Source organism: Acinetobacter rongchengensis (genome assembly GCF_003611475.1).
In the GTDB taxonomy this organism is placed as follows: Bacteria; Pseudomonadota; Gammaproteobacteria; order Pseudomonadales; family Moraxellaceae; genus Acinetobacter; species Acinetobacter rongchengensis.
On sequence record NZ_RAXT01000004.1, the window covers coordinates 76018 to 101181 of the forward strand.

At 38.1% G+C, this 25164-nt stretch carries 23 protein-coding genes; 11 read left to right on the plus strand and 12 right to left on the minus strand.

The window, feature by feature from the left end; genetic code table 11:
* Positions 1–11: 11 nt before the first annotated feature.
* From D7V20_RS03865 to D7V20_RS03875, 3 genes are all read right to left on the minus strand, one after another.
* The gene (locus tag D7V20_RS03865; RefSeq protein ID WP_120383021.1) at positions 12–506 is read right to left on the minus strand and encodes a macro domain-containing protein; all 495 of its coding nucleotides are present in this window, start codon (positions 504–506) and stop codon (positions 12–14) included.
* A 654-nt stretch (positions 507–1160) separates the two neighbouring features.
* Positions 1161–1349 carry a DUF7230 family protein gene (locus tag D7V20_RS03870; protein ID WP_120383022.1) on the minus strand — a complete coding sequence of 63 codons (189 nt, stop codon included), beginning with the start codon at positions 1347–1349 and terminating at the stop codon, positions 1161–1163.
* A gap of 216 nt (positions 1350–1565) precedes the next feature.
* Complete coding sequence (locus D7V20_RS03875; protein WP_120383023.1) at positions 1566–2243, minus strand: hydrolase; 678 nt, start codon at positions 2241–2243, stop codon at positions 1566–1568.
* Positions 2244–2362: 119 nt separating this feature from the next.
* On the opposite strand from D7V20_RS03875, the gene D7V20_RS03880 reads away from it, so the two are divergent.
* The 3 genes from D7V20_RS03880 (at position 2363) to D7V20_RS03890 (ending at position 5021) form a co-directional block, all read left to right on the plus strand.
* Positions 2363–3265: a LysR substrate-binding domain-containing protein gene (locus D7V20_RS03880; protein WP_120383024.1), complete on the plus strand. Its 903-nt coding sequence runs from the start codon at positions 2363–2365 to the stop codon at positions 3263–3265.
* A 376-nt stretch (positions 3266–3641) separates the two neighbouring features.
* The gene (locus tag D7V20_RS03885; RefSeq protein ID WP_120383025.1) at positions 3642–4460 is read left to right on the plus strand and encodes an alpha/beta hydrolase; all 819 of its coding nucleotides are present in this window, start codon (positions 3642–3644) and stop codon (positions 4458–4460) included.
* A gap of 111 nt (positions 4461–4571) precedes the next feature.
* Positions 4572–5021, plus strand: a complete 450-nt coding sequence (locus D7V20_RS03890) for a winged helix-turn-helix transcriptional regulator (protein ID WP_120383026.1) — start codon at positions 4572–4574, stop codon at positions 5019–5021.
* Positions 5022–5170: 149 nt separating this feature from the next.
* Here the strand turns inward: D7V20_RS03890 and D7V20_RS03895 are convergent, their stop codons facing one another.
* On the minus strand, positions 5171–6832 hold the full coding sequence (locus D7V20_RS03895) for an acyl-CoA dehydrogenase family protein (protein WP_120383027.1): 1662 nt from the start codon (positions 6830–6832) through the stop codon (positions 5171–5173).
* A 79-nt stretch (positions 6833–6911) separates the two neighbouring features.
* Here D7V20_RS03895 and D7V20_RS03900 point away from each other — a divergent pair, with 79 nt between their 5' ends.
* Positions 6912–7526 carry a TetR/AcrR family transcriptional regulator gene (locus D7V20_RS03900; RefSeq protein WP_120383028.1) on the plus strand — a complete coding sequence of 205 codons (615 nt, stop codon included), beginning with the start codon at positions 6912–6914 and terminating at the stop codon, positions 7524–7526.
* 38 nt (positions 7527–7564) lie between these two features.
* On the opposite strand, the gene D7V20_RS03905 is transcribed toward D7V20_RS03900, so the two are convergent.
* Together D7V20_RS03905 and D7V20_RS03910 are read right to left on the minus strand one after the other, a co-directional pair.
* Positions 7565–8554: an AraC family transcriptional regulator gene (locus tag D7V20_RS03905; RefSeq protein ID WP_120383029.1), complete on the minus strand. Its 990-nt coding sequence runs from the start codon at positions 8552–8554 to the stop codon at positions 7565–7567.
* A gap of 47 nt (positions 8555–8601) precedes the next feature.
* Positions 8602–9432, minus strand: a complete 831-nt coding sequence (locus D7V20_RS03910) for an oxidoreductase (RefSeq protein ID WP_120383030.1) — start codon at positions 9430–9432, stop codon at positions 8602–8604.
* A gap of 697 nt (positions 9433–10129) precedes the next feature.
* On the opposite strand from D7V20_RS03910, the gene D7V20_RS03915 reads away from it, so the two are divergent.
* The 3 genes from D7V20_RS03915 to D7V20_RS03925 all read left to right on the plus strand — a co-directional run bounded on the left by D7V20_RS03915 (position 10130) and on the right by D7V20_RS03925 (position 12594).
* Positions 10130–11653, plus strand: a complete 1524-nt coding sequence (locus D7V20_RS03915) for a catalase (RefSeq protein WP_120383031.1) — start codon at positions 10130–10132, stop codon at positions 11651–11653.
* Between the two features lie 94 nt (positions 11654–11747).
* Positions 11748–12197, plus strand: a complete 450-nt coding sequence (locus tag D7V20_RS03920; protein ID WP_120383032.1) for a thiol-disulfide oxidoreductase DCC family protein — start codon at positions 11748–11750, stop codon at positions 12195–12197.
* Entirely contained in the window at positions 12184–12594 is a 411-nt protein-coding gene (locus tag D7V20_RS03925) for a DoxX-like family protein (protein ID WP_120383033.1), read from the plus strand. Before D7V20_RS03920 ends, D7V20_RS03925 begins: the two co-directional genes overlap by 14 nt.
* Before the next feature lie 66 nt (positions 12595–12660).
* Here D7V20_RS03925 and D7V20_RS03930 read toward each other — a convergent pair whose 3' ends face one another.
* Together D7V20_RS03930 and D7V20_RS03935 are read right to left on the minus strand one after the other, a co-directional pair.
* Positions 12661–13776 carry an MBL fold metallo-hydrolase gene (locus D7V20_RS03930; RefSeq protein ID WP_120383034.1) on the minus strand — a complete coding sequence of 372 codons (1116 nt, stop codon included), beginning with the start codon at positions 13774–13776 and terminating at the stop codon, positions 12661–12663.
* A gap of 2 nt (positions 13777–13778) precedes the next feature.
* On the minus strand, positions 13779–14717 hold the full coding sequence (locus tag D7V20_RS03935) for a cation diffusion facilitator family transporter (RefSeq protein ID WP_120383035.1): 939 nt from the start codon (positions 14715–14717) through the stop codon (positions 13779–13781).
* 127 nt (positions 14718–14844) lie between these two features.
* Here D7V20_RS03935 and D7V20_RS03940 point away from each other — a divergent pair, with 127 nt between their 5' ends.
* The 3 genes from D7V20_RS03940 to D7V20_RS03950 all read left to right on the plus strand — a co-directional run bounded on the left by D7V20_RS03940 (position 14845) and on the right by D7V20_RS03950 (position 17376).
* Positions 14845–15357, plus strand: coding sequence for a GNAT family N-acetyltransferase (locus tag D7V20_RS03940; protein ID WP_235831592.1), 513 nt, complete (start codon positions 14845–14847; stop codon positions 15355–15357).
* Between the two features lie 200 nt (positions 15358–15557).
* On the plus strand, positions 15558–16472 hold the full coding sequence (hcaR, locus tag D7V20_RS03945) for a DNA-binding transcriptional regulator HcaR (RefSeq protein WP_120383036.1): 915 nt from the start codon (positions 15558–15560) through the stop codon (positions 16470–16472).
* A gap of 223 nt (positions 16473–16695) precedes the next feature.
* Entirely contained in the window at positions 16696–17376 is a 681-nt protein-coding gene (locus D7V20_RS03950) for a DUF1345 domain-containing protein (protein WP_120383037.1), read from the plus strand.
* A 159-nt stretch (positions 17377–17535) separates the two neighbouring features.
* Here D7V20_RS03950 and D7V20_RS03955 read toward each other — a convergent pair whose 3' ends face one another.
* The 4 genes from D7V20_RS03955 to D7V20_RS03970 all read right to left on the minus strand — a co-directional run bounded on the left by D7V20_RS03955 (position 17536) and on the right by D7V20_RS03970 (position 20810).
* A complete protein-coding gene (locus tag D7V20_RS03955; protein ID WP_120383038.1) occupies positions 17536–18141 on the minus strand; it encodes a glutathione S-transferase family protein in 606 nt (201 codons plus the stop codon).
* Between the two features lie 51 nt (positions 18142–18192).
* A complete protein-coding gene (locus D7V20_RS03960) occupies positions 18193–18915 on the minus strand; it encodes a helix-turn-helix transcriptional regulator (protein ID WP_120383039.1) in 723 nt (240 codons plus the stop codon).
* 85 nt (positions 18916–19000) lie between these two features.
* Positions 19001–19669, minus strand: a complete 669-nt coding sequence (locus tag D7V20_RS03965; RefSeq protein WP_120383040.1) for an HAD-IA family hydrolase — start codon at positions 19667–19669, stop codon at positions 19001–19003.
* A 202-nt stretch (positions 19670–19871) separates the two neighbouring features.
* Positions 19872–20810 carry an RluA family pseudouridine synthase gene (locus tag D7V20_RS03970; RefSeq protein WP_120383041.1) on the minus strand — a complete coding sequence of 313 codons (939 nt, stop codon included), beginning with the start codon at positions 20808–20810 and terminating at the stop codon, positions 19872–19874.
* A gap of 765 nt (positions 20811–21575) precedes the next feature.
* Between D7V20_RS03970 and D7V20_RS03980 the strand changes: the two genes are divergently transcribed.
* The gene (locus tag D7V20_RS03980) at positions 21576–24947 is read left to right on the plus strand and encodes an Rne/Rng family ribonuclease (protein WP_120383042.1); all 3372 of its coding nucleotides are present in this window, start codon (positions 21576–21578) and stop codon (positions 24945–24947) included.
* Positions 24948–25164: the final 217 nt, after the last annotated feature.

Genomic DNA, 25164 nt, shown 5'->3' on the forward strand with positions numbered 1-25164 from the left:
AGAGTTAAAACTTATTTATCAACCTTCTCTTCAGCTTTGATACCCTTCTGATACAAGGTATAAATATAAATTGGGATATTTAAATCTTCTAAATGTTTATAAATCCATGGGCGAACATCATCCCAACTCAAACCACCAACACCTGTTGCAAGACGTGGTAATGCTAAACTTTCAATTTTTTCATCTTCAATGAATTGTTTCAACGCTTTCAACGTTCTATTAACATATTCAATAGAAGCTTTACCTGGTTTTGTACCGTAGTCATATGCCGCTTCTTGTGTCATTAAATTTACAATGCGTAACCCCTCCGCATTCACCCAAACCCACAATTCCCCAGGTTTTGGATGATAAATATGGCAATAGTTTCTAAAATCTTTGTACAACGACGGCCAATGCTCTCTAAGGCTTAGGGCTAAACCACTTGCAAAGTTATCATTGGGAGCAACCCCATGAGCAATCACTTTTGCATCACTTAGTAAAATATCTCCAGACACTTCGTAAATCATAAATTAACTCCTATCAAATTATCATCTATGTTGAACTTCTCTTTAGATAGTAGCCTATTCACCCATAACACAGTTTATTTTTTCTAAACAATAAGGTCATAAATTATGTTTAAAATTTAAACACAACTATGTTATTCTATTTATAGGACAGAAAAAATTAAACTCAGCTTAAGTTATTAATTCATTTAAAGATGGAAACTTGAGGAGAATAATTTTCACGTTGCAAAAACCGAATCATATTACTGTTCGAAATTTAATAAGTATCTATACTATAAACTTTGTATATGTTTAGTTTGTCTAATTATTTATGCTTTATACAGCTTACTTCTTATTTTCCATGAGCAATCAATAGCCTTTTTGCATTAGTTGGAATTTAAATCGCTTAAATCTATAATTTATAAGGTTTTCGCTAATTTAAAAATCAAATAAAACTATACTTATGCAAGAGATTTAATGTGTAAGTCTTATCGTATAAACGACCTATAGTAGAATCAAAAAATAATTTATAAAGCTTTGATTTAATTTTTAATTAAGCCCAATTGATGTATGTGGTTAGTATTGTTTTAACTATAGTTTTACAACTCAATTTCCATAAATACGAGATATTGAATCATTACTCTGTTTGCATATTATTGTTGAAAAATACTGCGTTGATTAAGCAAAAATAGCTGCGCATAAAAAAGGTCGATAATCATCAGAATATCGACCTTGTCTGTGTTTGCTATAACCACGTTTTGCATTTTTCTTCCGATCTACAAACACTTGGCTTTTGTTCACTTCATGCATGTGTTTTGCTACAAAGTTGTTGATTACAACCTCAAGCTGTTGTTTTTTCTTTGCCATGTTCTTCACCTTTATGATGGACTTCCCACACCCTATGTGGGAATGTGATATTACGCCTTTTTGTACAGAATACAAGCACTTTACAGCATCGTTTTAAAGCGAAATTGTATTTTAGCCTCCATTTTTGATCCATATCAATCACTCAAAAAATTTACTCAATCATCAAAAAAGCCATCAATAGAAATGATGGCTTTTCAATGTTAATTCAAGTGCTCATTAACGATTTGAATCTAAAACTTCATTATGACTTAGCACATCTTGAGCTTTGGCATAACTTTCCATAAGCAACTGATATGCAGGGAAAATCTGTGTATACACTTGAGCCCACTCTTGCGCATCAGCACGATTCCACGTTTTCTGAATTTCAGATGCTACAGCAGCGGTATCCATAGGTACCACACCCGCTTGAACGACACGTGCTAAAGTAATTTCTTGCGCCATTTTAGTATAAGTTCCTGACGCATCAACCACGGCAAATACTTTATAACCATCAGCAACAGCGCTGATTGCAGGAAATGCCATACATACACTGGTAATTGTTCCAGCAATAATTAATGTCTTTTTACCCGTCGCTTTTACAGCTTCGACAAATTCAGGATTATCCCAAGCATTAATTTCACCTTTACGTGCAACATATTGTGCATGTGGCGCATTGTTATGAATCTCTGGAATCAATGGACCATTTGGACCTTGCGGTACTGATGCTGTGGTAATCACTGGAATATTTGCCAATGTAGCCATTTTTGCCAATGCAGCTGCACGCTGACGTAACTCAGGCATTGGCATATCACCAACGGTTTGAAATAAACCACTTTGATGATCGATTAATAGCATTGCAGTATCTGCAGGATCGATTACTGGACGTTGACCGTTGAAGTTTGCAGGTGTAGACATTTTTTATGACCTTAATGTTGCTTAATTTGTATGAATAATATTATTTATAAAACAATCTTTATTAAATATATGAAATATGACACATTGTCTTATATAGAGAACAATATTAAGAGACCAAAATGAAAGACTTAAATGATCTATATTATTTTGCAAAGGTGATTGAATACGGCGGCTTTTCTGCTGCAAGTCATGAATTGATGCTGACCAAATCATTACTCAGCCGTAGAATCGCAGAGCTTGAAGCCCGTTTAGGTGTCAAATTATTAAATCGTACAACACGACAAATTTCGATTACAGAAGTCGGAAAGATTTATTATCAACATTGTAAAGCCATGCTGATTGAGGCTGAATCTGCCGATGAAGCGATTGAAATGCTCAGTGCTGAACCCATGGGTACAGTTAAAATCTCGTGTCCAACCAATCTGTTACACATCAATGTCAGCACAATGCTCAATCAGTTTCTCAAACAATATCCTAAAGTTAAACTGCATGTTGAAGCGACAAATCGCAAGGTAGATTTAATCAATGAACGCTATGACATTGCGATTCGAATTAGACCATTACCATTAAGCGATAGTGATCTGATTGTTCGAGACTTATCTGTATCTCGCCAATATATCGTTGCTAGTCCTGACTTAGCACACCAATATTACTCAGTGAAATCTCCTGAAGAATTAAAAACATGGCCCGTTTTAATGATGGAATCATTTTCACCTGAGTATCATTGGCATTTATTTAATCAAAACAATGAAAGTTATTATTTTAAATGTGAACCTAGACTGACAACAACTGATCTGAGTGCTTTGCACTCTGCAACATTACAAGGCTTAGGTGTTGCAAAATTACCAGAGCTGATTATTAGTGAAGACTTAAAAGCAGGACGATTGGTTAAAGTTATTCCTGAGTGGGAGCCTAAACCTGAACTGATTCATCTCGCTTATACATCAAGACGAGGCATGCTACCTTCTGTTAAAGCATTGATCGACTTTTTAGTGAACGCCTTTAGAGCAAGCGAAACCTAAGCATTGTTTTATTGTTTAAGATTGATCATTCATACTCAAACATCTTTTTTGCTCTCGTTAATTGAAAATAATTTTATCTAAATTGAATAAAAGCAAAAAATTAACAAAATAAAATCATGAGCCCCTCACTTTGTACACGGGGCTCAACTTTCAGCAAAGCAAAAAATAGCCCAATCGATAACATCACTCGTGATGTAGATCTATGTATCACTCACACTTTTTTCAAATCGCCTCTTCTCGCTTAGATCACAACGGCAAGATATGCAGGTTATTTATATTCATTTTTGGATGCTGTGCAATTAAGTTGCTTTCATTATGAAAGTAAGTTATAAAATGATCCATCTACCACCAGTCAAAAAACAAATAGGAAAGTGAAATGAAGCGCATCGCACACAAAATATTAAGAAAGCCTTTTTTTGGTCGCTTTGAAACCCCTTGGCATTGGCCTAAAGATATTTCACAAGATGGATGGGATCGTGTTGAATTTAAAAATGCCAAAGGAGTAAAACTGGTTGGTTATTGGAAAAATGCCGTAGCGCCCATAGGTACTTTGGTATTAGCACATCCAATGGGAAAAGCTGCTAAAGGTTTTTGGTTGCGTTATGGGCATGCAGAATTATTCTTAAAAAATAATTTTAATGTTTTTTTATTCGATGCCAATGGCTTTGGTGAAAGTGAAGCAGCATCTTTCGACTATCCAGCCGACTTTTTAGCTGCGGGTATATATGCCAAGAATAAAGTACCCAATCTAGATGTCGGCTTGGTTGGTGCATCATTTGGTGGCGCTTGGGGACTATGTTCTATGGCGAGAGAAGGAAGCCCATATACCACTGCTATCTTGGAAGCAGTATTTCCAACACTTCCAGATTTTTGGAAACATTACCCTATCGCGCATACCGCAATCCAAGCGTCTAAAATTATTTGGCCTTCGATTGAGCGAGATCTAAGACCTATTGAAGAGGCGTCTCGGCTTTTAGGTCAACCCAATATCATGCTGATCTATGGTGATAGCGATATCTATACACCCCCTAGTCATGGAGAAAAACTCAGCCATGCAATGAGAAACGCTGCGAATGTAGAAATGCATGTTATTTCAGGAGGAAAGCATACTTATATTTATCGAGACCAACCTGATGAATATATAAAATATGTTTTACCTTTTTTAAAAAAATCTTTTACAAAACCAAGCGAATAAAATCTATCACGTATGATGATTGATGATGTTTAATAAAAGCCATGATGAATCAAGCAAAAGAGGTGATTTGCCTCTTTTGTGCTTTGCTAAAAATCATTCGAGTCAATTAAAATGCAGAAAAAAAGTTTTAGTGAGATGCAATGCCCTGTTGCTCAAAGTCTTAATAATGTTGGGGAATGGTGGAATATCCTCATTTTAAGAGATGCATTTTATGGTATGAAACGTTTTGATGAATTTCAAAGCAGCCTTGGAATCGCTTCAAGCACATTGACTCGTCGATTGAATGGATTAGTGGATTCAGGTTTATTAGAAAGATACCAATATTCATCTAAACCACCACGTTATGAGTATCACTTGACCCAACGAGGTCGAGATTTTAAATCTGTTCTTATCTCACTGATGGATTGGGGAAATCAACATTTCCCACCTGAGCAAGTCACTGTTGTTATTGCGGATAAACAAACGGGGCAAGCCACCCAACCGATTTTGATTGATCAAATAACTGGTAAAATCATTACAGAAGAAACTCATGCGATTCGAAGAACTCCTAAAAATAAGTAATCAACCGATGCCGTATTTAAAAGCCTTCACTATTTTAAATCGGTAGGGCTTTTAAATGCGGCATTTTAATCCATAGAACAACCAGTAGCGATCAACCAAACGCGGTAAATGATTCAGCAAATATAAAACACTCAAGTTTAAATATAGAATTAACTCGCCAAAGCCCGTTCCAATATTCTTTCCACATCCACGGCTTTTGGATCAAGAATACCAACAACTCTGCCATGAAATTCATGATAACGTGTTTCAATAAAAGCATGAGCAACATAATCAGGCGCATATTTTTTCAGTAAAATCGCTTGTGCAAGAATCACCAAACGACTGACTAAACTGCGTGCCATGAACTGCAATTCATCTGCTTGTAGACTACTGAATAATTTAAACAGGGACTGTAATTCATTCTGTAGAATTGCATCTTGGTTTGCCACTTCGGCAAAGGATTTAAACAATATTTCAATCGATTCACGCTCACGTTGAATCGCACGCAATACGTCTAAACACATGACATTACCTGAACCTTCCCAAATCGTATTTACAGGTGCTTCTTTAAAAATACGTGCCATGATTCCAGTATCGACATAACCATTGCCACCAAAAACCTCCATCATTTCACCAGTCAGCTCTACTGCTCGTTTACATACCCAAAATTTAGCTGCAGGTGTCATGATCCGTTTCCATGCCAATGACAATTCATCATCATGTTCATAACAATGCGCAAGATGAAAACTGAGTTGCATAGCAGCTTCTGTTTCCAATGCTAAATCTGCGAGAACCGCTTGCATCAAAGGTTGTTCCGCTAAATGCTTTCCAAATGCTTTACGTTGTCGTGTATAAGCAATACATTGCACCAAAGCTTGTCGTAGCATAGCACTTGAACCCACTGAACAAGTTAAACGTGTGTAATTCGCCATTTCGATAATGGTCGGAATACCTCGCCCTGCCTCACCAATCATGATACCCCAAGCATTTTTAAACTCTACTTCTGAGCTTGAATTACTGCGATTACCGACTTTATCTTTTAAGCGCTGTACTTGAATGGTGTTCTTGGTACCATCTTCCAACCAACGTGGAACAAAAAAACAAGCCAAACCATCTTGCTCAGTTTTAGCGACGACCAGATGTGCATCACACATAGGTGCAGAGAAAAACCATTTATGCCCTGTGAGTAAATATGCTTGTCCACGACCTGATTCAGTGACAGGAACGGCAAAGGTTTCATTGGCTCGTACATCGGAACCGCCTTGCTTTTCCGTCATGCCCATCCCCATCCAAATGGATTTTTTTTGGCTAATCGGCACGTCACGTTCATCGTATTCTTTACACAGTAATTTCTCACCGATTTTCGCCCAAAGCTCGGGTTCATTCTGAATCAGCGGAATACTTCCCAAAGTCATTGAGTTAGGGCATAAATTGCCAGCCTCAACCTGTCCACTCAGGAAAAATCGTGCCGCCCAATTAACCCATTTACTCGATGATTGAGGATGATTAAATGGATAGGCATGCGTATCGAATTGTCGATTCAAACTCATCCATTTATGCCATGCAGGATGAAATTCTAGAAAATCCTTACGGCGACCACGTGCATCAAAGCTATGTAATTCAGGGCTATGTCTATTGGCTAAATCTGCATATTGATAATATTCGGCAGAACCAACAATTTCTCCAAATTCAGTTAAGCTTCGCCAATCCTGACTACCGTAACGTTGTAAAATTTCTTGCAGCACTTGATCTGTAGTCAATAAATTGTAATTCTGCAATTCATCAAATTGGTTATGAACCTCATGAGTTTGCCAATTCTGTGCCGTATTCATCCTGAATATTACCTTGTTGTTTTGTCTGATGGGATTCAGTATAAAATAAAATTCTTTTGCGGGTGTTCAGCTTTAACTTATGAAAATTCCTGACATTCAAGTACGTCGTAAGCCACGCCAATCAAGGGCGAGAATGACTCAAGAAGCGTTGATGGAAAGTTTTGTTCGGCTTTTAGCAGAGCGTTCAGCCAATGAAATTACCATTCGGGAAATTACCGATCTTGCAGGTGTAGGCTTAGGAACGTTTTATGAATACTTTTCTAAGAAAGAAGACTTGATTGCATTAACCATTCATCAGCATGTCAAAAATAATGCAGAAGTGTTAAAAAGTTATGCACAAAGTCAATACGAGTTATCCACAACTCCAAGTTTTCAAGCTTATTTACAGCAGATTATTCATTTTCAACTTGAAGAAATTAAGGCACAACAATTTTTGTGGGCACAATCTTTTTTATTAGAACGACAGGTTTCGAGCATTGAAAGTTATCAAAAAAGTTATGCCATGATGGTGCACATGTGGCAAAGCATTCTTAAACCGTTTATTCAGGATCATCACCAATTACAACAGACCAGTTTGAATGTTCAACGTATTTGCTATGGTTTCGTTTCGCAAACTTTATTGACGCAGCCTGAGTTTGCCGATTGGGAAGTTTTAGAAAGCGATCTGATCAATGGATTGAACTGTTTTGTATAACTTTCAAACTATCGATAGTCAAACTACGGATAGCAATACTACTGAAGTCGATAAGTATTTGGCGTGTGTCCCGTCCAACTTTTAAAAGCTCGTGCAAATGAATTGACTTCCTGAAAACCCAATAAGAATGAAATTTCACTTGGACTGATGGATGATTGCTTTAAGTAATACTGCGCTAAAGCTCGGCGAGTATCATCCAATATTGCTTTAAAACTCGTCTCTTCTTCTTGCAATATTCTTTGTAAAGTACGTTTACTGATGGCTAATTTTTGAGCCACCATATCTACACTACTGTATCCCGCAGGTAAGCTTTCTAATAATATCGCTTTTACTTTCTCACTCATGACCACATCATTTTCAAGGCTAACCAGCTTTTGTTGTAAATTCGGTTCAAAGAAATCCCACATCATCGCATTAGAGGTCAAAAAAGGACGTTCACTATCATCTTTTGAAAAATGGATTGAAATATTCTTGGACTTGTTCAAGTTAACACCAAAGAACTGATTGTATGCTTCAAGATGGTTGGGTAGCTCAGGTAAACTCACCATCAGAGGAGTGATATGAAAACGTGTGCAAATTCGGGCAAGCTGTATAAAAAACACCAATTCCGTCAAGATCAAACTGGTAGGAATACTGCTTTGCACCTCATAGAACTCAATATCCAAACATAGTTTATCCTGCTCAACTGCCACGTTTAGTAACATTGGCCCAATCAGTTTTTTAAAATGCGATAAGCGTTGTAATGCAATGGTTAAATTTGGACTACATACACAAGCAAAAATTGCGGGGTCAAATAACTCAACTGTGATCATTTGACCAATTTTTAGGGGCAAATCTTCGATACCTGATACAGTTTCTATCGCACTCCAAAACTGAAAATATTGATCAGGCCTTACATAGAAATCTTTGCGATTGAAGGTATCAAGTGGTAATGAAGATAAACGTAAAACATCTTCAGGCTGCACACCTAAATCCATGAGAAAAAGCTTCCAATTCGGCTGCAGCATAAATTTTGAAGAATATTTCATTACACGCCCTCCCGCTTAATACCAATCAACATTTTTATTTACTTGCCTTATTTGACAACAGACATCACCATTTTGTCGAATATCCGATCGCCAAACCATTTTCGAACAAAAATCATCAATTTGGCATATTTTCCACCCACATAACGTGTCTTTGGATGATCTGCTTGTACGGCTTTCATCAACATATCGACAACGACCTGTACATCCGACAAGTTGCCTTTTTGTACAGACTCATGGGTTGCATTGGCAACAGCATTGGCCATTTTGCTATAGGCACCAAAGCCTGAACGTTTAATTAAAGGCTTGACCATCACATCTGCAAACTCTGTTGCGATTGCACCAGGTTCAATCAATACAACATCAATATTAAATGGTTTAAGTTCTAAACGTAAGCAATCCGACCAACCTTCTAAAGCATGTTTACTGGCATGATACCAACTACCCATTGGGGTATAGATCTTTCCACCCATCGAAGAAATATTAATAATACGACCACTTCTTTTCTGGCGCATAGATGGAATGACTTTCTGAGTTAAATACGCCAAACCAAAGATATTCACTTCAAATTGGTAACGTGCATCTTCAATCGAAGTATCCTCCATCGCGCCATATAAACCAAAGCCTGCGCAGTTTATAAGGATATCTATACCGCCAGTTTCTTTTTCAATATGTTGAATCACCTCATCTACCTGTTGTTGGTTGGTGATATCCATTTTTAAGATACGTGCACCAAGCTCAGCTAAATCATGCATGGCTTCAACACGGCGTGCGACTGAATATACAATTGCCCCTTGCTTGAGCAACGCTCGAGTAAAAGCTTTCCCCATTCCAGAAGAAGCGCCTGTAATCAGTACAACTTGATTTTGAACCTTATTCATTTCTATTACCTCAGTATTCATATTGTGTATTTGCATTGCTTAGAGGTATTTTAGAAATTTTAATGAGCGAATAATAAATCGGATCACGACAAATGATATGCAAATGGCGCCAAAAAACTACTGGTACTCGTTCGAAATTATTACAAAGTTATGATCTATTGATCTAACCTATCTACTTCATAGTGAGTTTTTAACGGATTGAACTGATGGTTTTGAATATTACGGGTGATAAACAACGATCATCTTCAATACTGAACTTGCCCTAACTAGGAATAAATCTCTTAGCATCCGCACATAAAAAAATACGAGAATTGAAACAGATTATTTCTTATACACATCTACTTTTTAAGCGAAAATATCTCTAAAACTACGCTCTGTTTTAGCCGTTCAATTTAAAAGCCACTCAATCGAATTTACCTATAAAACTAACCTTTTTATTTTGTTTGCTAAATGATTATTTGAGCGATACATTTATAGCGTAGGCATATATTTTTAAGGCAGTTATATTGTAAAAATCACAATTTGAATCTGTATATTCAAATTGTGAAACGGCGACGAAAAGCAACCTGTCATTGCCATATTATTACCTTATAAAATATTAACAAAACAATCAATGTCATGTGAAAAGAAGCGTGTTATCCATATCAATGGATGAAATATTGCTCACAATACCTGATGAAAATAATGGAGAATTAAGATGAGCCAAGATGATACTAAAAAGTGTCCCGTCACCCACCTCACAACTGATTTTGGTGCGCCTGTAGTAGACAACCAAAACAGTATGACGGCAGGTGCACGCGGCCCTCTCCTCGCTCAAGATCTATGGTTGAATGAAAAGCTTGCCAACTTTGTTCGAGAAGTGATTCCTGAGCGCCGTATGCATGCCAAAGGTTCTGGTGCATTTGGTACTTTTACAGTTACACATGATATTACCCAATATAGCTGCGCTAAAATTTTTAGTGAAATTGGTAAAAAAACCCCGATGTTTGCACGCTTTACCACAGTTGCAGGCGAACGTGGTGCTGCCGATGCTGAACGAGATATCCGTGGTTTTGCCCTCAAGTTTTATACTGAAGAAGGCAACTGGGATATGGTTGGAAATAACACCCCTGTCTTTTTCTTACGTGACCCTCGCAAATTCCCAGACCTCAATAAAGCGGTAAAACGTGACCCGCGAACAAACTTACGTAGCGCAACTTATAACTGGGATTTTTGGACACTACTTCCTGAAGCACTACATCAAGTGACGATTGTCATGTCAGATCGTGGTATTCCAAAAAGCTATCGTCATATGCATGGTTTTAGTAGCCATACCTATAGTTTTATTAATGCGAATAATGAACGTTTTTGGGTGAAGTTTCATTTCCGTACTCAACAAGGCATTGAAAATTTAACCAATGATGAAGCGGCTCAAGTCATCGCCGATGATCGTGAAAGCAACCAACGTGATTTATACGAAGCGATTGAACGTCAAGATTTTCCAAAGTGGAAAATGTACGTACAAATCATGCCTGAAACGGATGCAGAAAAAGTACCGTACCATCCTTTTGATTTAACCAAAGTTTGGCCACATGGTGACTATCCACTGATCGAAGTGGGTGAATTTGAACTGAATAAAAATCCTGAAAACTTCTTCTTAGATGTTGAACAATCTGCGTTTGCTCCAAGCAATCTCGTCCCTGGAATCAGTGTTTCACCTGACCGTATGTTGCAAGCACGTTTGTTTAACTATGCAGATGCACAACGTTATCGCTTAGGTGCAAATTATCAACAGATCCCAGTCAATGCTGCTCGTTGCCCTGTACATTCAAATCACCGTGATGGTCAAGGTCGCAGCGATGACAATTATGGTAGCCTGCCACACTATGAGCCGAATAGTTTTGGTCAATGGCATGAACAACCACAGTACAAAGAGCCTCCTTTAAAAATTACGGGTGATGCTGATTTTTGGGATTATCGTGAGGATGATTCTGACTATTTCAGTCAACCACGTGCTTTGTTTAACTTAATGAATGATTCACAAAAGCAAGCGCTGTTCAACAATACCGCTGCTGCGATGGGTGATGCTTTGGATTTCATTAAGTACCGTCATATTCGTAATTGTTATGCATGTGATCCTGCTTATGGTGAAGGTGTCGCAAAAGCTTTAGCAATGACTGTTGCCGATGCGCAAGCTGCGCGTGCAACAGATCCAGCCAAAGATTTACCAAGCTTTCTTTAAAATATAAACCTGCTATAAAAACCACCTTCGGGTGGTTTTTATTTGCCCACTAAACTGCTAAATTGTAAAAAACTCCCCGAGTGAGGGTGTGATCATGCAATACAATATTGAAAAGATTATTCAACAACATGACATTGTGCTCTTCGATGAAATTTGTGTACTTTGCAACGGTTGGGCAAAATTTCTAATTCAACATGATATGCAAGCACGATTCAAATTGGCTTCTGTGCAATCTGCACTTGGGCAAGAAATTTTAAAATATTATGCAATGCCGACCGATCATTTCGACACCATGTTAGTCATTAAAAATACTCAGCTGTATTCTGAATCAACTGCTTTTTTGAAAGTCATACAAGAGATCAAATTTCCGTATTCGATACTCAAAACCGCTTATGTGATACCCCAATTTATTCGTGATTTCTTATATCGGCGTGTTGCGCTAAATCGATACCGTTTATTTGGTACAACGAATCACTGCTGCCTACTCCCATCTGTGCAGAATAAAAAGCATTTTTTGGACAATGTCATCCATGAAAATATTTAAATCGGTACAGCGCCCCTTACTGACAATTAACGTAGTTTTAACGATCTTGTGGATTTATCAAGGTTTAGTTCCCAAAATTATCTATCACACCATTGAAGAACAGCGATTCTGGCAATATTTAGGCATAGATGAATTACCAATGCTCTTTTTAATTAAAGTTTCAGGCTACATCGAAATTATTTTTGGTCTGTTATTTCTAATTTTTAGACACTCCAAAATTCTACATGTCTTTAATATTCTAGGGCTGATTGCTTTAACGATCGTAGTGGCTGTAATTTATCCGCTTTATTTCACAGCCTCCTTTAACCCTTTTGTAATGAATCTTGCCATGATCGGGCTTTCAGTGGTTGCAATCCAACTCATGTCTCAAAACATCAAGCCCCCCAAATTTGAATAACTCAAATTTGAATAAAACACCATTCAAATTGGGTCTAAAATAGCCATTCTCATGACTGATTTAAAATCACACCACCAATTTACGTCCTTCTTTGATGCAATAAAATGGATTAACCATTTTCGAAGAATGCTTCATGGCTTTATGTAAATCATGCTCGGGTTGCTCACGATCTTCATCAGTCAACTGATACGTCCGATAATGAATTGCCAATGAGCGTTTGGCCTGTAGATCTAAATGTGCTTGAAACGCATCTTGTGGGTTCATATGCATATACTTCATCAATGCACGAGGTTCATAAGCACCGATGGGTAGCAGTGCAATACGAGGTGCGCCTAGACGTTTATGAATTTCTTTAAAATGCGGTGCATAGCCTGTATCTCCAGCAAAGAAGAAATGACCATGCTGTGAAACCACTGAGAAGCCGCCCCACAAGGCAACATTTTGATCACGTATGCCACGACCTGAACCGTGTTGAGCAGGTGTGTAAATGATTTTGAGCTCTTTATAGAGTGCCGACTGCCACCAATCCATTTCGATGACATGAAATTCTTTCGGTAAATAATGTGAATTTCCAAGTCCTGTATAAATTGGCATCGCAAATTTATTGTATAACCAACGCAGTGAAGCTAAATCCATATGATCATAGTGATTATGGCTCAATAAAACAGCATGGATTTGTGGTAGTTGCTCTAAGGCAATCCCTGCGGGAATCACACGTTTAGGCCCTCGCCCGTTTTTCGGACTGACATAATCTGCCCAAACAGGATCGGTTAAAAAGTTATAAGGTCCAATCTGAAGCAAGACAGTAGCATGACTCACAAACCAAACCTGCCAATCATTTAGATCTGCGTCAGGACGATTTTGTGGAAGCATTCGTTTAGTTGCATAAAATTCTGCTGATTCTTTTTGACTATCTACATTCCATGTAGATGATTTTCGAGTCCCTAACCATTTCAGTAGATCCCAATGGTTACGTCCCTCTGGCTTACGAACTTCATTAAAAAAACGTTCACCATTGTGATGATTTGAACCTATTACCTTAAAAAATGGCTTAGACCAAGTATGTGACATACAATTTTCGGTCACTAAACGATAATGTAATTGTTTGATATTCTCTGGTAGAACTTCTTTATCTGATATTGTCTTATCTTCAATACCAGCAGTTTCCGTTTGCTTCGACATGGTTACTCTAAACGCCCTTTCATTCTTTCGAGCCAAACTAACTTGGTTTGTGGTTTGACAAATAATGCCACGATTTCAGGATGAATGCTCCTAATTTTGGTTTCAATCCGATTTACGCAGGTCTCAATTTCATCTGAAGTAAGATTGTCTTTAAATTCCAAACTTAAAGAAGCAATCACCTGATGTGCCCCCATTTGCTCAGTCAGTACACCATTTGCAGAATAAACTGCAGGGTCGTCTTGAGCGACTTTTAGAATGTTATGACGCAATTGAGGATCAGCAGTTTCGCCCAACAACAATCCTTTCGTTTCTCTCGCCAAAAGTAAAGCAGAAATTGCTAAAACCACACCGATTAAAATAGAAGCAACACCGTCCAATACAGGCATGTTGAATTGATGGGCACAGAAAATACCGATTAACGCAATCAATAGACCGATCAAAGCGGCCGTATCTTCAAATAATACCGTAAAGGTTGTTGGGTCTTTGCTACGACGAAATGCCTCAAAATACCCCATATCACCTTTCATCTTTTTAAAAGACTTCAATGCAACAAACCATGAAGCTCCTTCACATAAAATGGCGAACCCGAGCACCACATAATTCACCAATGGAGATTTCATCTCCTCAGGCTGCTGAATATGTTGAATTCCTTGGTAAATTGACACCACAGCACCTAATGCAAAAACCAGCAAAGCCACAATAAATGCCCAAAAATAGAGCTCACGACCATAACCAAAAGGATGTCTGTGGTTTGCAGGTTGCTGTGACTTTTTCAATCCATAGAGCAATAGAACTTCATTGAGTGTATCAACAACTGAATGTACAGCTTCACTGAGCATTGCTGAACTATTTGTTATATAAGCTGCAATGAATTTCACACAAGCAATCGCCAAGTTACCCAAAAGTGCTGCATAAACGACAATTTTGTTGGAATCTGACATTTATTGTCCTACTTTTTATAATCAAATACATAGATTTGATTTTTATACCGATCTTCATTCATATTAGCTAAATAAGCTGTGATTTTTCTTTATTTTTTGTTGCTTTTCACAATTGAATGAATTTGATATGGAACCTGTTTTAACCAATATTTTAAATACTCATTCGAAATCTCATTCTGAATTACTAAAAATTTGGGAAGCTTCTGTGCGTGCAACACATGCATTTCTCAATGAACAACACATTGTACAAATCAAAGAATTGATTATCCAACATCATTATTTTGACCATGTACAGCTGTTTCATGTGGAACGAAATGCGCAGATTGTCGGTTTTATGGGGCTTGCCTATCACAAGATCGAAATGCTTTTTATTGATCCCGCTTTTTTCAATCAGGGTATCGGTTCGCAATTAATTCAGTATGCATTGACTTTAGGCGCTTATGAAGTTGATGTGAATGAACAAAATCCAAATGCTTTGAACTTTTATAAAAAGCATGGTTTTGAACAAGTGGCTCGCTCTGAATTTGATGCTGAAGGAAACCCCTTCCCAATTTTACATTTAAAACGTAAAAAATCAGGATCATCTTTTTCAGATGATGCACAAACACAGACAAATCAATTGACTCAAACGCTCAACTGAGGTGAACTTCAAAGCATCTTATTTGATTAATATTTTTTATAGATTATTTATCGCAATTTTTTAATATAAAAATAACCACCATTAAAATTTAGCAATTTATTTTTAAATATTACATCATCTTCACTGCACTGCTGTTTATAGATTATACTCAAGTGAATTTACAGTAAGACATTTTTTGGATTACTCTATGGAAAGGTTATATGGAATTACGACACCTTAGATACTTCATTGCTGTTGCAGAAGAACTTAATTTTAGTAAAGCTGCTTTGAAACTTTACACTGCACAACCCTCTCTCAGCCAACAAATCAAGGATCTTGAAGAAGATGTCGGGGTTAGGCTTTTAAATCGTACAAAGCGCAAAGTCGAACTCACAGAAGAAGGTGCTGTATTTCTTGAACAAGCTCGTTTAACTTTAGCCCAAGCTGAGAAAGCTGTTGCTATGGCAAGGCAAGTTTCTCAAGCCAAACAACAATTATTGCGTATTGGTTTTGTCCCTGTTGCTGAAATAAAAGTTTTTCCCTATGTCTTGCCTAACTTACGTGTACAAAATCCTGAGCTTAAAATTGAATTACTAAGTCTAAATAACCTTGAACAAATGCGAGCAATCAAAAAAGGAGAACTGGATATCTCCTTCACTCGCCATAACTTCCAAGACAATGAAATTGAAAGTAAATTTGTTTTCCGTGAACCATTATTTTTTGTTTTACCAAAAGAACACCCCTTAGCAAAATATGAAAAAATCCCTGTAAAAGCATTGAACGGAATCGACTTTGTTATTCCAGCTGAAGAACAGTCAGGTACATTACACAACATTATTTTAGATTTTGCCAAAGCACAGGGCATTGAATTTAATATTGTACAAAAAGTTGACAATATCTTATTTAGTATTAATTCAATTGGTCTAGGTTTAGGCTGTACTATTTTACCTGCCTATATTGCCCCATTGACCATGGGCAATACGGTGATTCGTCCTTTAGATGTGGAACTCCCCTATTTTGATCTCTATGTAAGTTATCGTAAAAATTTCACTTCGGTCGCAGTACAAAAATTTATTGAGCAATTGGATAAAGTTTTCTGTGTAGATATGAACCGCAATGATACTTATAATATTTAAGTGTTATATTGCTTTTTCTCTGCATCATTGATTTAAAACATTTAAAAAATAATGCACTCAGTTGAGAAATATATTCAAAACTTAAGCAATAAAAAATGGTTTATGAATATCCCTAAAATGCTAAAAATAAGGCGATAGGATTGTTCATTTTCACGATCACTTAGATTTGATTCATAAACCTATTTCTTGATATTCAATAAGGTCATTAACTGGTGAGGATTTTATGTCTATACACAACACCTTTCATCAAATCCGCTCTAGTTTCGTATCTCGCCCCTATTTTTTTATTACTTTTCTACTGACTGCCATTTTATATGTTGTGTTTGGTTTATTCACAGATTGGACATGGTCAACCCGACTTTTACTGGGTTGGAATATTTCAATTTTGACTTATCTGGTACTGACAATGCGAGTTTTGTGGACGATCAACCATGCTCACATCTTAAAACATGCTCAACAACAAGATGCGAGCAAATGGTTTATTTTACTACTGGTCGTCATGACTCTAGTGATGTGTTTTATTGCGATTATTGTCGAACTGAGTCACTTACCTAACATTACAGTTGTCAAATATGGGCATTTAGCACTTTCAATTTTGACGATTATTTTTGCATGGCTATTTATGCATACCGTGTTTGCAATTCATTATGCGCATGACTATTACTTGGCTATTGCAAAACATCAAGATGGTGGTTTGGATTTTCCCAAAACCACTAAACCGACTTACCCTGAATTTATCTACTTTAGTTATGTTATTGGAACTTCTGCACAAACAGCTGATGTCTCGATTACTTCTCGCTCAATGCGAATTTTAAATATCTTACATATTCTTTTAGCTTATGGTTTTAACACCACGATTTTAGCAATCTGTATCAATGTTGCTGCTAGTTTTATTATGACTTAAAAGATTACTTATTTAAGAATAAGCTCGAATACCAAAAACTTAAATCATTTTAAAGCCTGAATAGCGGAAAAATTAAACCAATAATGAAAGAAATAACGAAAGATAAGCCACTCGGTTGAGTAACTTATCTTTCCTTTTAAATACAAAGCTCAGAGTCAATTATGAGACAAAGCTTGCCTGATGTTTTTGTAAACTTTCTCGTTGTTGTAATGCAGCAACATAACGATCAATGGCTGGATGTGGTTGGAGTTTATCCATTTTCAATTGCCACATAATCATCGCGCCAACACTAATGTCAGCTACTGTAAACTGTTCGCCACACAAACAGGGGCTGGCCTGCTCCAAACCTTGAATCAAGGCATTGTAAACATCCTCATAATCACCATAACCGACATGCATTTTTTGTTCTGGTGTCACTTCAACCTTTAAATATTGATTATCTGAGGCAGCAGCCAATGGCCCAGCACCAAAAAATAGCCAACGATAATACAAACCTCGTTTTGGATCGTTCAATGCTGGCGCTAAACCTTTTTCAAAAAACTTATCTGCCAAATATGCGCAAATGGCATCAAGTTCATAAATAACCACATCATCATCCACCAAAACAGGAACTTTACCAAAAGGATTCAATTTTAAAAATTCAGCGGATTTCATCTCTGCGCCATACGCGATTTCTTTACGCTCTAGCTCAATTCCAAGATCTAAAGCTAGCCAATCTACGACTAGACCACGAGATTGCATATTTGTATATAAAGTTAAAGCCATTGTCCTACCCTCTGTTGTTTTGTTCTAAATCGAGTGTAGAGTGATGCTGTGTCAGTTTTTGTCAGTAGTGTTTTGTTTGACTTCAATTGTAGTATTGGCTAAATTTTCTTTTTGACACCATTGTTCATAAAGATGGCGTTTGAACTGTGGGTAATGTTGCTCAGTCAAATCTATTTTCTGAATCCGATCCAATCGAAAGTTACGAAAGTCTTCACGCAATTCACACCATGCGGCCACTAACATTTTGTCGTTAAAATACCCCAGTGCAAACGGCCACAATTGCCGTTTAGAAACTTGTTGCTGTTCATCTACATAATCAATTTTTAGCTTAAATTGCATACGAATCGCGATACGAACTTGCTGCACAATAGTTTGATCCACTTCTACCCAAGAATGAATCGATCTTAAATAAGTATTGTTTAAAAATGCTTGTTTCTGCTGTGGCATCACCGCTTTCAGTTTGGACAATACCGAATGCGAAGCATGTTGTAGAGCTTGGTCTGGTATTGATTTCACCCACTGTAAAGCCAAATATACAGCTTCGACTTCAGTCTCATTCAAACTCATCGGTGGCAATAAGAAATTTTCTTTAAGCTGAAAACCCAGTCCTGCACTACCTTCAATATTTACACCCTGCTCACGCAAACTTTCAACATCCCGATAAACACTTCTCACACTGATTTCCAAGTGCTCTGCCAAATGTTGTGCTGTAATTGGATAACGCTGTTCACGTAAAAGTTGTAATAAATTTAGCAATCGAATCGAACGGCTCATAAGGTATATTCTTATTATTTAACTCATTATGCGATTGAGATAGGTGTTGTAAATGAGGCATATTTTTTATATGCCTCTAATCTGTTTAAGCAACCTCAGAGGTACTGACCTGAGTATTTAAAAATTGATGTAGGGTATTTACATTATGGGCAACGGTTAAAGGATTAAAACGCTGTAAAACATCCACACTGTGTACACCATAACTTACACCGACACGTGGCATGGCAATATTTTGTGCCATTTCCAAATCATAAGATGTATCACCAACCATCATTGCACGTTCGGCGTTTACACCCGTGAAGTTAAGTATCTCTTCAAGCATGAGCGGATTAGGCTTAGACTTGGTTTCACTTGCGGCTCGTGTAATTTCAAATAAATCATGACTGTTGGTTTGAGCTAAAACACGATCTAAACCTCTACGGCTTTTCCCTGTTGCAACAGCCAGCTTAATGTTCTGATTTTTCAAACCATACAACATATCGGCAACACCAGAAAACCACTGATCATCTTTTGAATGCTCAACATAATGATCTCCATAACATTTTAAAATGTCGGTATGTAACTCTGGCACATTTGGGAATAAAACTTGTGCGACTTCAGGCAAGCCCAATCCAATGATACTTTTTGCTGCCTCAGGTGTTAATGGTTGTTCAAACTGCTCAGCCGCATAGAGTAGGCTCGTTACAATTTGTCCAACTGAGTCAAATAATGTTCCATCCCAGTCAAAGATAATCAGTTCTACAGGTTTATGCATGAATTTCCTCTATAAAATCCCTCTCCTTTTTAAGAGAGATTTAAAAATTACTATCTTCTGTCATTCCCTCTCCTTCTAGGAGAGCGTTAGGGAGAGGTTTTGAGTGAGTCACATTCTCACCCAAAACGTCACTTCCAAAAGATTTAAAAATTACTGTCTATCCATTATTTAGGAGAGGGTTAAGGAGAGGTTAAAACGAAACTCAATCCTTCTTCTGCGCTCTCAACTGCGCAACCAAACTCTGCATATCCTCAGGCAAAGGCGCTTCAATCGTCTGATAACCAGGAATATCTAAACGCATGGCATGTAAACACAAACGACGTGGATTAGGCCCTCTATACTCAGTTTCATGACCATATTTATCATCACCAACAAGCGGATGACCAATACTTAAACCATGTACACGGATTTGATGGGTACGACCTGATAACGGTGATGCATACACCAAGGTCGCATGCATGAAACGTTCAGCGACTTTCCATTGTGTCTTCGATTCTTTACCCTCTTTTGACACACGTACTCGTCGTTCTCCATTGGCCAACTCATAACGCAATAAAGGTTGGTCAATCAATTGATCATCCAAACTGACCTGTCCTTTGACAATCGCAGCATAGGTTTTACGAATTTTATGTTCACGTAGTAAATCTTGGAGTGTTTTTAAAACGCTACGCTTTTTACTGATCATCACCAAACCTGAAGTATCACGGTCAATACGGTGAACCAATTCTAGATATTTTTTACCTGTTGCAGCACGTAAACCTTCAATCAGCCCATACGCGACACCACTGCCCCCATGTACAGCGATTCCTGAAGGTTTATTCACAACCATTAAGCCTTCATCTTCATAGACCACACGACTCAATAGGCTTTGTGCAACTTTATCCGATACTGGTGCACTGCTTTCATCTTTTTGCTCAAAACGAATTGGAGCAACACGAATTTGATCACCAATTGCCAATTTAGTTTCAGCCTTAATGCGCTTTTTATTGACACGAACTTGACCTTCTCGAATCAAACGATAAATGCGACTTTTTGGCACACCTTTTAGACGTGTAAATAAGAAGTTATCGATACGTTGTCCTTCTTGATGCTCATCGACTTCAAACCAAGTTACACTTTGCCATTGTTGCGTAGAATTCATACAGTTAGGTGATCCAATAAAAAACGAAATTTGATTAAAAACTGATCATTTAGACTATGCTTTTCATACAAAATAAGCGTATAGCCCATAGGCAGATGATGCAAGGTTTGCTATAGTCAGCGCACGGATACCGCCGTAAGTGAAATTTACGCTGCACTTTTCAAAAACTTGGAAAGCAAAACACATTGTAAAAATTCACCACTAGCTCGGAAAGGTCCCAAAAGAATATGCCGACGCCGAAGGCTTTATTATATCGGCAAAAAGACAAACTGTTGCGTTTAATTGTACTTAAAGTACAGAAATCGGTTTGTTTAAAAATATATGTCGCCAACCGAGACGTTGGTTTTTAAACATAAACTGATACACGCCAGACAAGTCGCTTTAGAGTGTTATTCAGGACATAAGTGTTTGAGGCATTGGAACTGCATAGTTTGTAAAGATACGATGATCATTCCGTATCAAGACACTCTTACCCATGAGTAGAGTTGATCTTCGAGCAATATGACAGTGAAAGACGAACAAAATAAGTCATCCAATGCACCACTTTAAGTGCCAGTGAAAAGCTCAAAACTTTAATTGTGCAAAGATTAAAGAAGTACTGCAACATCAACAGGTATCAAATCCAAACCTTTTGAAAGACAGGTTGGTGGATATTCAAAACATGTAGATGTATCCATATTTTGAGTATTAATCCAAGCTTTTAGATGTTCGCATCACTTAAAGATAGCGAGTTGTTGGTGTGAATCACTACTAGGTGTTACACCCATGAAACGTATGTTGATCAATGCAACACATGCCGAAGAAGTTCGCGTTGCACTCATCACTGGCCACCGCCTTTACGACTTTGACTTAGAAAATCGTACGCGTGAGCAAAAGAAAGCCAACATCTATAAAGGTCACGTTACGCGTGTTGAACCTTCATTAGAAGCAGTATTTGTAGAATATGGAGCAGGTCGTCAAGGTTTCTTGTCGATGCGTGAAATTGCCAATACCTATTACAAAGCTGACCCTCGCCAAACTTCAAATATCCGTGAATTGATCACTGAAGGCACTGAACTTTTAGTTCAAGTTGAAAAAGAAGAACGTGGCAATAAAGGTGCAGCCCTTTCTACTTATATTTCTTTAGCAGGTCGCTATTTAGTTTTAATGCCAAACAACCCAAAAGGTGGTGGTATCAGTCGTCAGATTTCAGGTTCAGTTCGTGAAGAATTGAAAGAAATGTTGGCGTCTTTGAACACCCCACGTGGTATGAGCGTTATTGTTCGTACTGCTGGTATTGGTCGTTCTCAAGAAGAATTACAACTCGATTTACAACATTTGTTAGATCTTTGGGCTCAAATTCAAAATACAGCGAGTTCTGGTCCATCACCAATGCTTGTACATCAAGAAGCAGGTGTAGTCACTCGCGCTATCCGTGATTATTTACGTGATGATGTGACTGAGATTTTAATTGATTCTGAACAAGCGTATAACGAAGCATATAACTTCGTAAAAGCAGTGATGCCGAATCAAGTTGATAAGCTTAAAACCTATACATTAAATGAACCACTTTTTGCTCATTTTGGTATCGAAAGCCAAATTCAAACGGCTTATGAACGTGAAGTAAAACTTCCTTCTGGTGGTTCTATTGTCATTGACCAAACTGAAGCGTTAGTTTCAATTGATATTAACTCTGCAAAATCAACGCGTGGTCACGATGTAGAAGAAACAGCTTTAAGCACTAACTTGGAAGCTGCAGAAGAAATATCACGTCAACTTCGTTTACGTGATATCGGTGGTTTAGTCGTAATCGACTTCATCGACATGACCAAAGAACGCAATCAGCGTATGGTTGAAGCCAAACTTCGTGAATCAACTCAAAGTGACCGTGCACGTATCCAGTTTGGGCAATTGTCACGCTTTGGCTTGATGGAAATGAGTCGTCAACGCTTACGTCCGTCACTCGAAGAAGCAACTGGTTATGTCTGCCCGCGCTGTCATGGCACAGGTATGGTACGTGACTTACGTTCTTTATCACTTTCAATCATGCGTAAAGTGGAAGAAATTGCACTTCGTGAACGCCATGGTGAAGTTCAAGTTGAAGTGCCTGTAGAAATCGCTGCATTCTTATTGAATGAAAAGCGTCACAGCCTTGTTTACTTAGAACAAACTTCAAATGTACGTGTGACTGTATTGCCACATCCGCATTTAGAAACACCACATTACGAAATTTCGTATAATCCTGAAGGTTTTGCGCCGACTAGCTATGAACGTACAGAAGCGACACGTTCAAGTGAAAAAGAATTGGGTTACCAATCTTCTGAATGGCATTTAGAGGAAGAGCCAACGCAACCAGCTGGCGCTCCTGCTCAAAATAACAAGCCTCAAAGAAAACAACAAAACCAACAACAGCACACTAAACCAGCAGCCGTTCAAGCTCAAGTTACGCAAACATCATCAAGCCCATGTGCTTGGTTAGAAAACTTGTTTGTACAAAAGCAAGCAACAACAGTTGATCAATCACGCTCTGCGAACAATGCAGCAGCAGCAATTGAACAAATGGTGAATGGTGGTGCAGTCAGCCGTGGTCAATTTGGTCAAGTGAATACAACAAGCACTGCAATTGAAGCGCGTATTGTTCCTGAAACCAATGCTTATCTTTCACAAAGCTCTATTCAAAAACAAGAACCTCGTGAATATGAGAAGTCAGCGGAGAAAGAAGAAAAAGCTCAACGTAATAATAACAATAATAAAAAGCGTAATAAGCACAAAGAACCACGTGAACAATCACCTGAACAAAATCAGATGATTGAAGAAGTTGTTCAAACATCACATCAAGAACAACGCCAAGAACAGCGTCAGGAACAACGTGATCAAAGACGTCAGCAAAAACAACGTCAACAGCACGATCAACAACCTGAAGTAAATGCAGAACAGTCTGTTCCTCGTCGTGATCGTCACAACAATCAACGTCCAAACCGACCAAATCGCCATCGTGATCACAATGTGTTTAACGATGAGCAGCAACCAGTCGCTAACAATACTGTCGCTGAACCGAATAAGGCAGTTGTATCGGACAAACAACTTAAAGTTGAAGTCGTTGATACGCCGCAACATGCGCCATTAACAACCGCTTTAGTCGTGAATGTTGATCAAGCACAGAGTGAAATTTTAGCGTTGAATCAACAACAAGCTAAAGCACCTGTGAAGACGAAAAGACATGCACCAGCAGAAGCTATAACGGATAAACCCGTTGAAGTCGCTGCACCTGTTGTTGAAGCTAAAAGTGAACCTGTTGCCATTGAAACTGCACCTGTTCAAATACCTGTGAAACGTGCGAGCAATGATCCACGTCAGAAGCGTCGTGAACAGCGTGCTGCTGCTCAAGCAAAAGCTGAAACACCTAAAATCACCCCGTCACAAGTACCGACGTTAAATCAGTACACTGTGGGTTCTTTGATCCGTGCAGTTTACGGTGATGATTGTGCAGTTCTTATCGAACAATTTGGTTTAATTCCAACATTTAACCGTGCACTGCTTAAGTTCACTGAAGAATATGCTGCAACTTTAACAGTTGCCGTAGCACCAGTAGAGCAAGAAAAGAAACCTGTCACACGTGATGTTGCCATTAACAAAGCTGCGCCTGAAGCACAGCCTGCTGAAATGCTTGATTTAACACCGCCGAAAGCTGTGAATGATCAACGTGTTGCAAATGACCCACGTGAGCGTCGTCGTTTAGCAAAACAAGCAGCGGTACAAGCGAAGCAAGAGCATCAAGCTGAACTTGAAAATAACCAAACTCAAGTGAAAGCTGCGGAAACGACTGTAGAAGTCACTGCACCTCAAGCAGAAAATACCCCTGTTGAAGTACAGGCTGAAACTGTTGTTGATACAACAACTCAAGCAGCTGCTGAAATAGTGCCTGTTGAGGTTCAGGAAACTGAAGCAGCAATTGAAGTTCAAGCTGAACCAGCCGTTGCAACTGAAACACCAAACGCAAAGGAAGAAACTCAGCAATCTTTGGCTTTGGACACCACAGCGAAGGAAAAAACGAGTAAACATGACGAAGTAGAAGTTTCAACTGATGAAAAACCTGCCCGCCCTCGTCGCCCTCGTGGACGTCCACCAAAGAAAACGACGCCGCCAACGGCAGAATAACTGGCTATTATTTGCATAAAATATAGCGAGAAAAGAAAACCTAGTCATTTCGATGGCTAGGTTTTTTTGTTATTTTGAAAGAATTATAAATACATTTGTCAGATTAGGTTGATTGCACTAGACCAAAACCATTAAAAAGACACGTGTAAATTGGATTATTTTATTTCCATGTTTTGCTTTACCTCAAAATGTGAAAATAACAATACTGCATTTATGA

Coding starts and splice junctions, on each gene's coding strand:
- D7V20_RS03865 (WP_120383021.1), bottom strand. CDS start 506: ATGATTTACGAAGTGTCTGGAGATATTTTACTAAGTGATGCAAAAGTG.
- D7V20_RS03870 (WP_120383022.1), bottom strand. CDS start 1,349: ATGGCAAAGAAAAAACAACAGCTTGAGGTTGTAATCAACAACTTTGTA.
- D7V20_RS03875 (WP_120383023.1), bottom strand. CDS start 2,243: ATGTCTACACCTGCAAACTTCAACGGTCAACGTCCAGTAATCGATCCT.
- D7V20_RS03880 (WP_120383024.1), top strand. CDS start 2,363: ATGAAAGACTTAAATGATCTATATTATTTTGCAAAGGTGATTGAATAC.
- D7V20_RS03885 (WP_120383025.1), top strand. CDS start 3,642: ATGAAGCGCATCGCACACAAAATATTAAGAAAGCCTTTTTTTGGTCGC.
- D7V20_RS03890 (WP_120383026.1), top strand. CDS start 4,572: ATGCAGAAAAAAAGTTTTAGTGAGATGCAATGCCCTGTTGCTCAAAGT.
- D7V20_RS03895 (WP_120383027.1), bottom strand. CDS start 6,832: ATGAATACGGCACAGAATTGGCAAACTCATGAGGTTCATAACCAATTT.
- D7V20_RS03900 (WP_120383028.1), top strand. CDS start 6,912: ATGAAAATTCCTGACATTCAAGTACGTCGTAAGCCACGCCAATCAAGG.
- D7V20_RS03905 (WP_120383029.1), bottom strand. CDS start 8,554: ATGAAATATTCTTCAAAATTTATGCTGCAGCCGAATTGGAAGCTTTTT.
- D7V20_RS03910 (WP_120383030.1), bottom strand. CDS start 9,432: ATGAATAAGGTTCAAAATCAAGTTGTACTGATTACAGGCGCTTCTTCT.
- D7V20_RS03915 (WP_120383031.1), top strand. CDS start 10,130: ATGAGCCAAGATGATACTAAAAAGTGTCCCGTCACCCACCTCACAACT.
- D7V20_RS03920 (WP_120383032.1), top strand. CDS start 11,748: ATGCAATACAATATTGAAAAGATTATTCAACAACATGACATTGTGCTC.
- D7V20_RS03925 (WP_120383033.1), top strand. CDS start 12,184: ATGAAAATATTTAAATCGGTACAGCGCCCCTTACTGACAATTAACGTA.
- D7V20_RS03930 (WP_120383034.1), bottom strand. CDS start 13,776: ATGTCGAAGCAAACGGAAACTGCTGGTATTGAAGATAAGACAATATCA.
- D7V20_RS03935 (WP_120383035.1), bottom strand. CDS start 14,717: ATGTCAGATTCCAACAAAATTGTCGTTTATGCAGCACTTTTGGGTAAC.
- D7V20_RS03940 (WP_235831592.1), top strand. CDS start 14,845: ATGGAACCTGTTTTAACCAATATTTTAAATACTCATTCGAAATCTCAT.
- hcaR (WP_120383036.1), top strand. CDS start 15,558: ATGGAATTACGACACCTTAGATACTTCATTGCTGTTGCAGAAGAACTT.
- D7V20_RS03950 (WP_120383037.1), top strand. CDS start 16,696: ATGTCTATACACAACACCTTTCATCAAATCCGCTCTAGTTTCGTATCT.
- D7V20_RS03955 (WP_120383038.1), bottom strand. CDS start 18,141: ATGGCTTTAACTTTATATACAAATATGCAATCTCGTGGTCTAGTCGTA.
- D7V20_RS03960 (WP_120383039.1), bottom strand. CDS start 18,915: ATGAGCCGTTCGATTCGATTGCTAAATTTATTACAACTTTTACGTGAA.
- D7V20_RS03965 (WP_120383040.1), bottom strand. CDS start 19,669: ATGCATAAACCTGTAGAACTGATTATCTTTGACTGGGATGGAACATTA.
- D7V20_RS03970 (WP_120383041.1), bottom strand. CDS start 20,810: ATGAATTCTACGCAACAATGGCAAAGTGTAACTTGGTTTGAAGTCGAT.
- D7V20_RS03980 (WP_120383042.1), top strand. CDS start 21,576: ATGAAACGTATGTTGATCAATGCAACACATGCCGAAGAAGTTCGCGTT.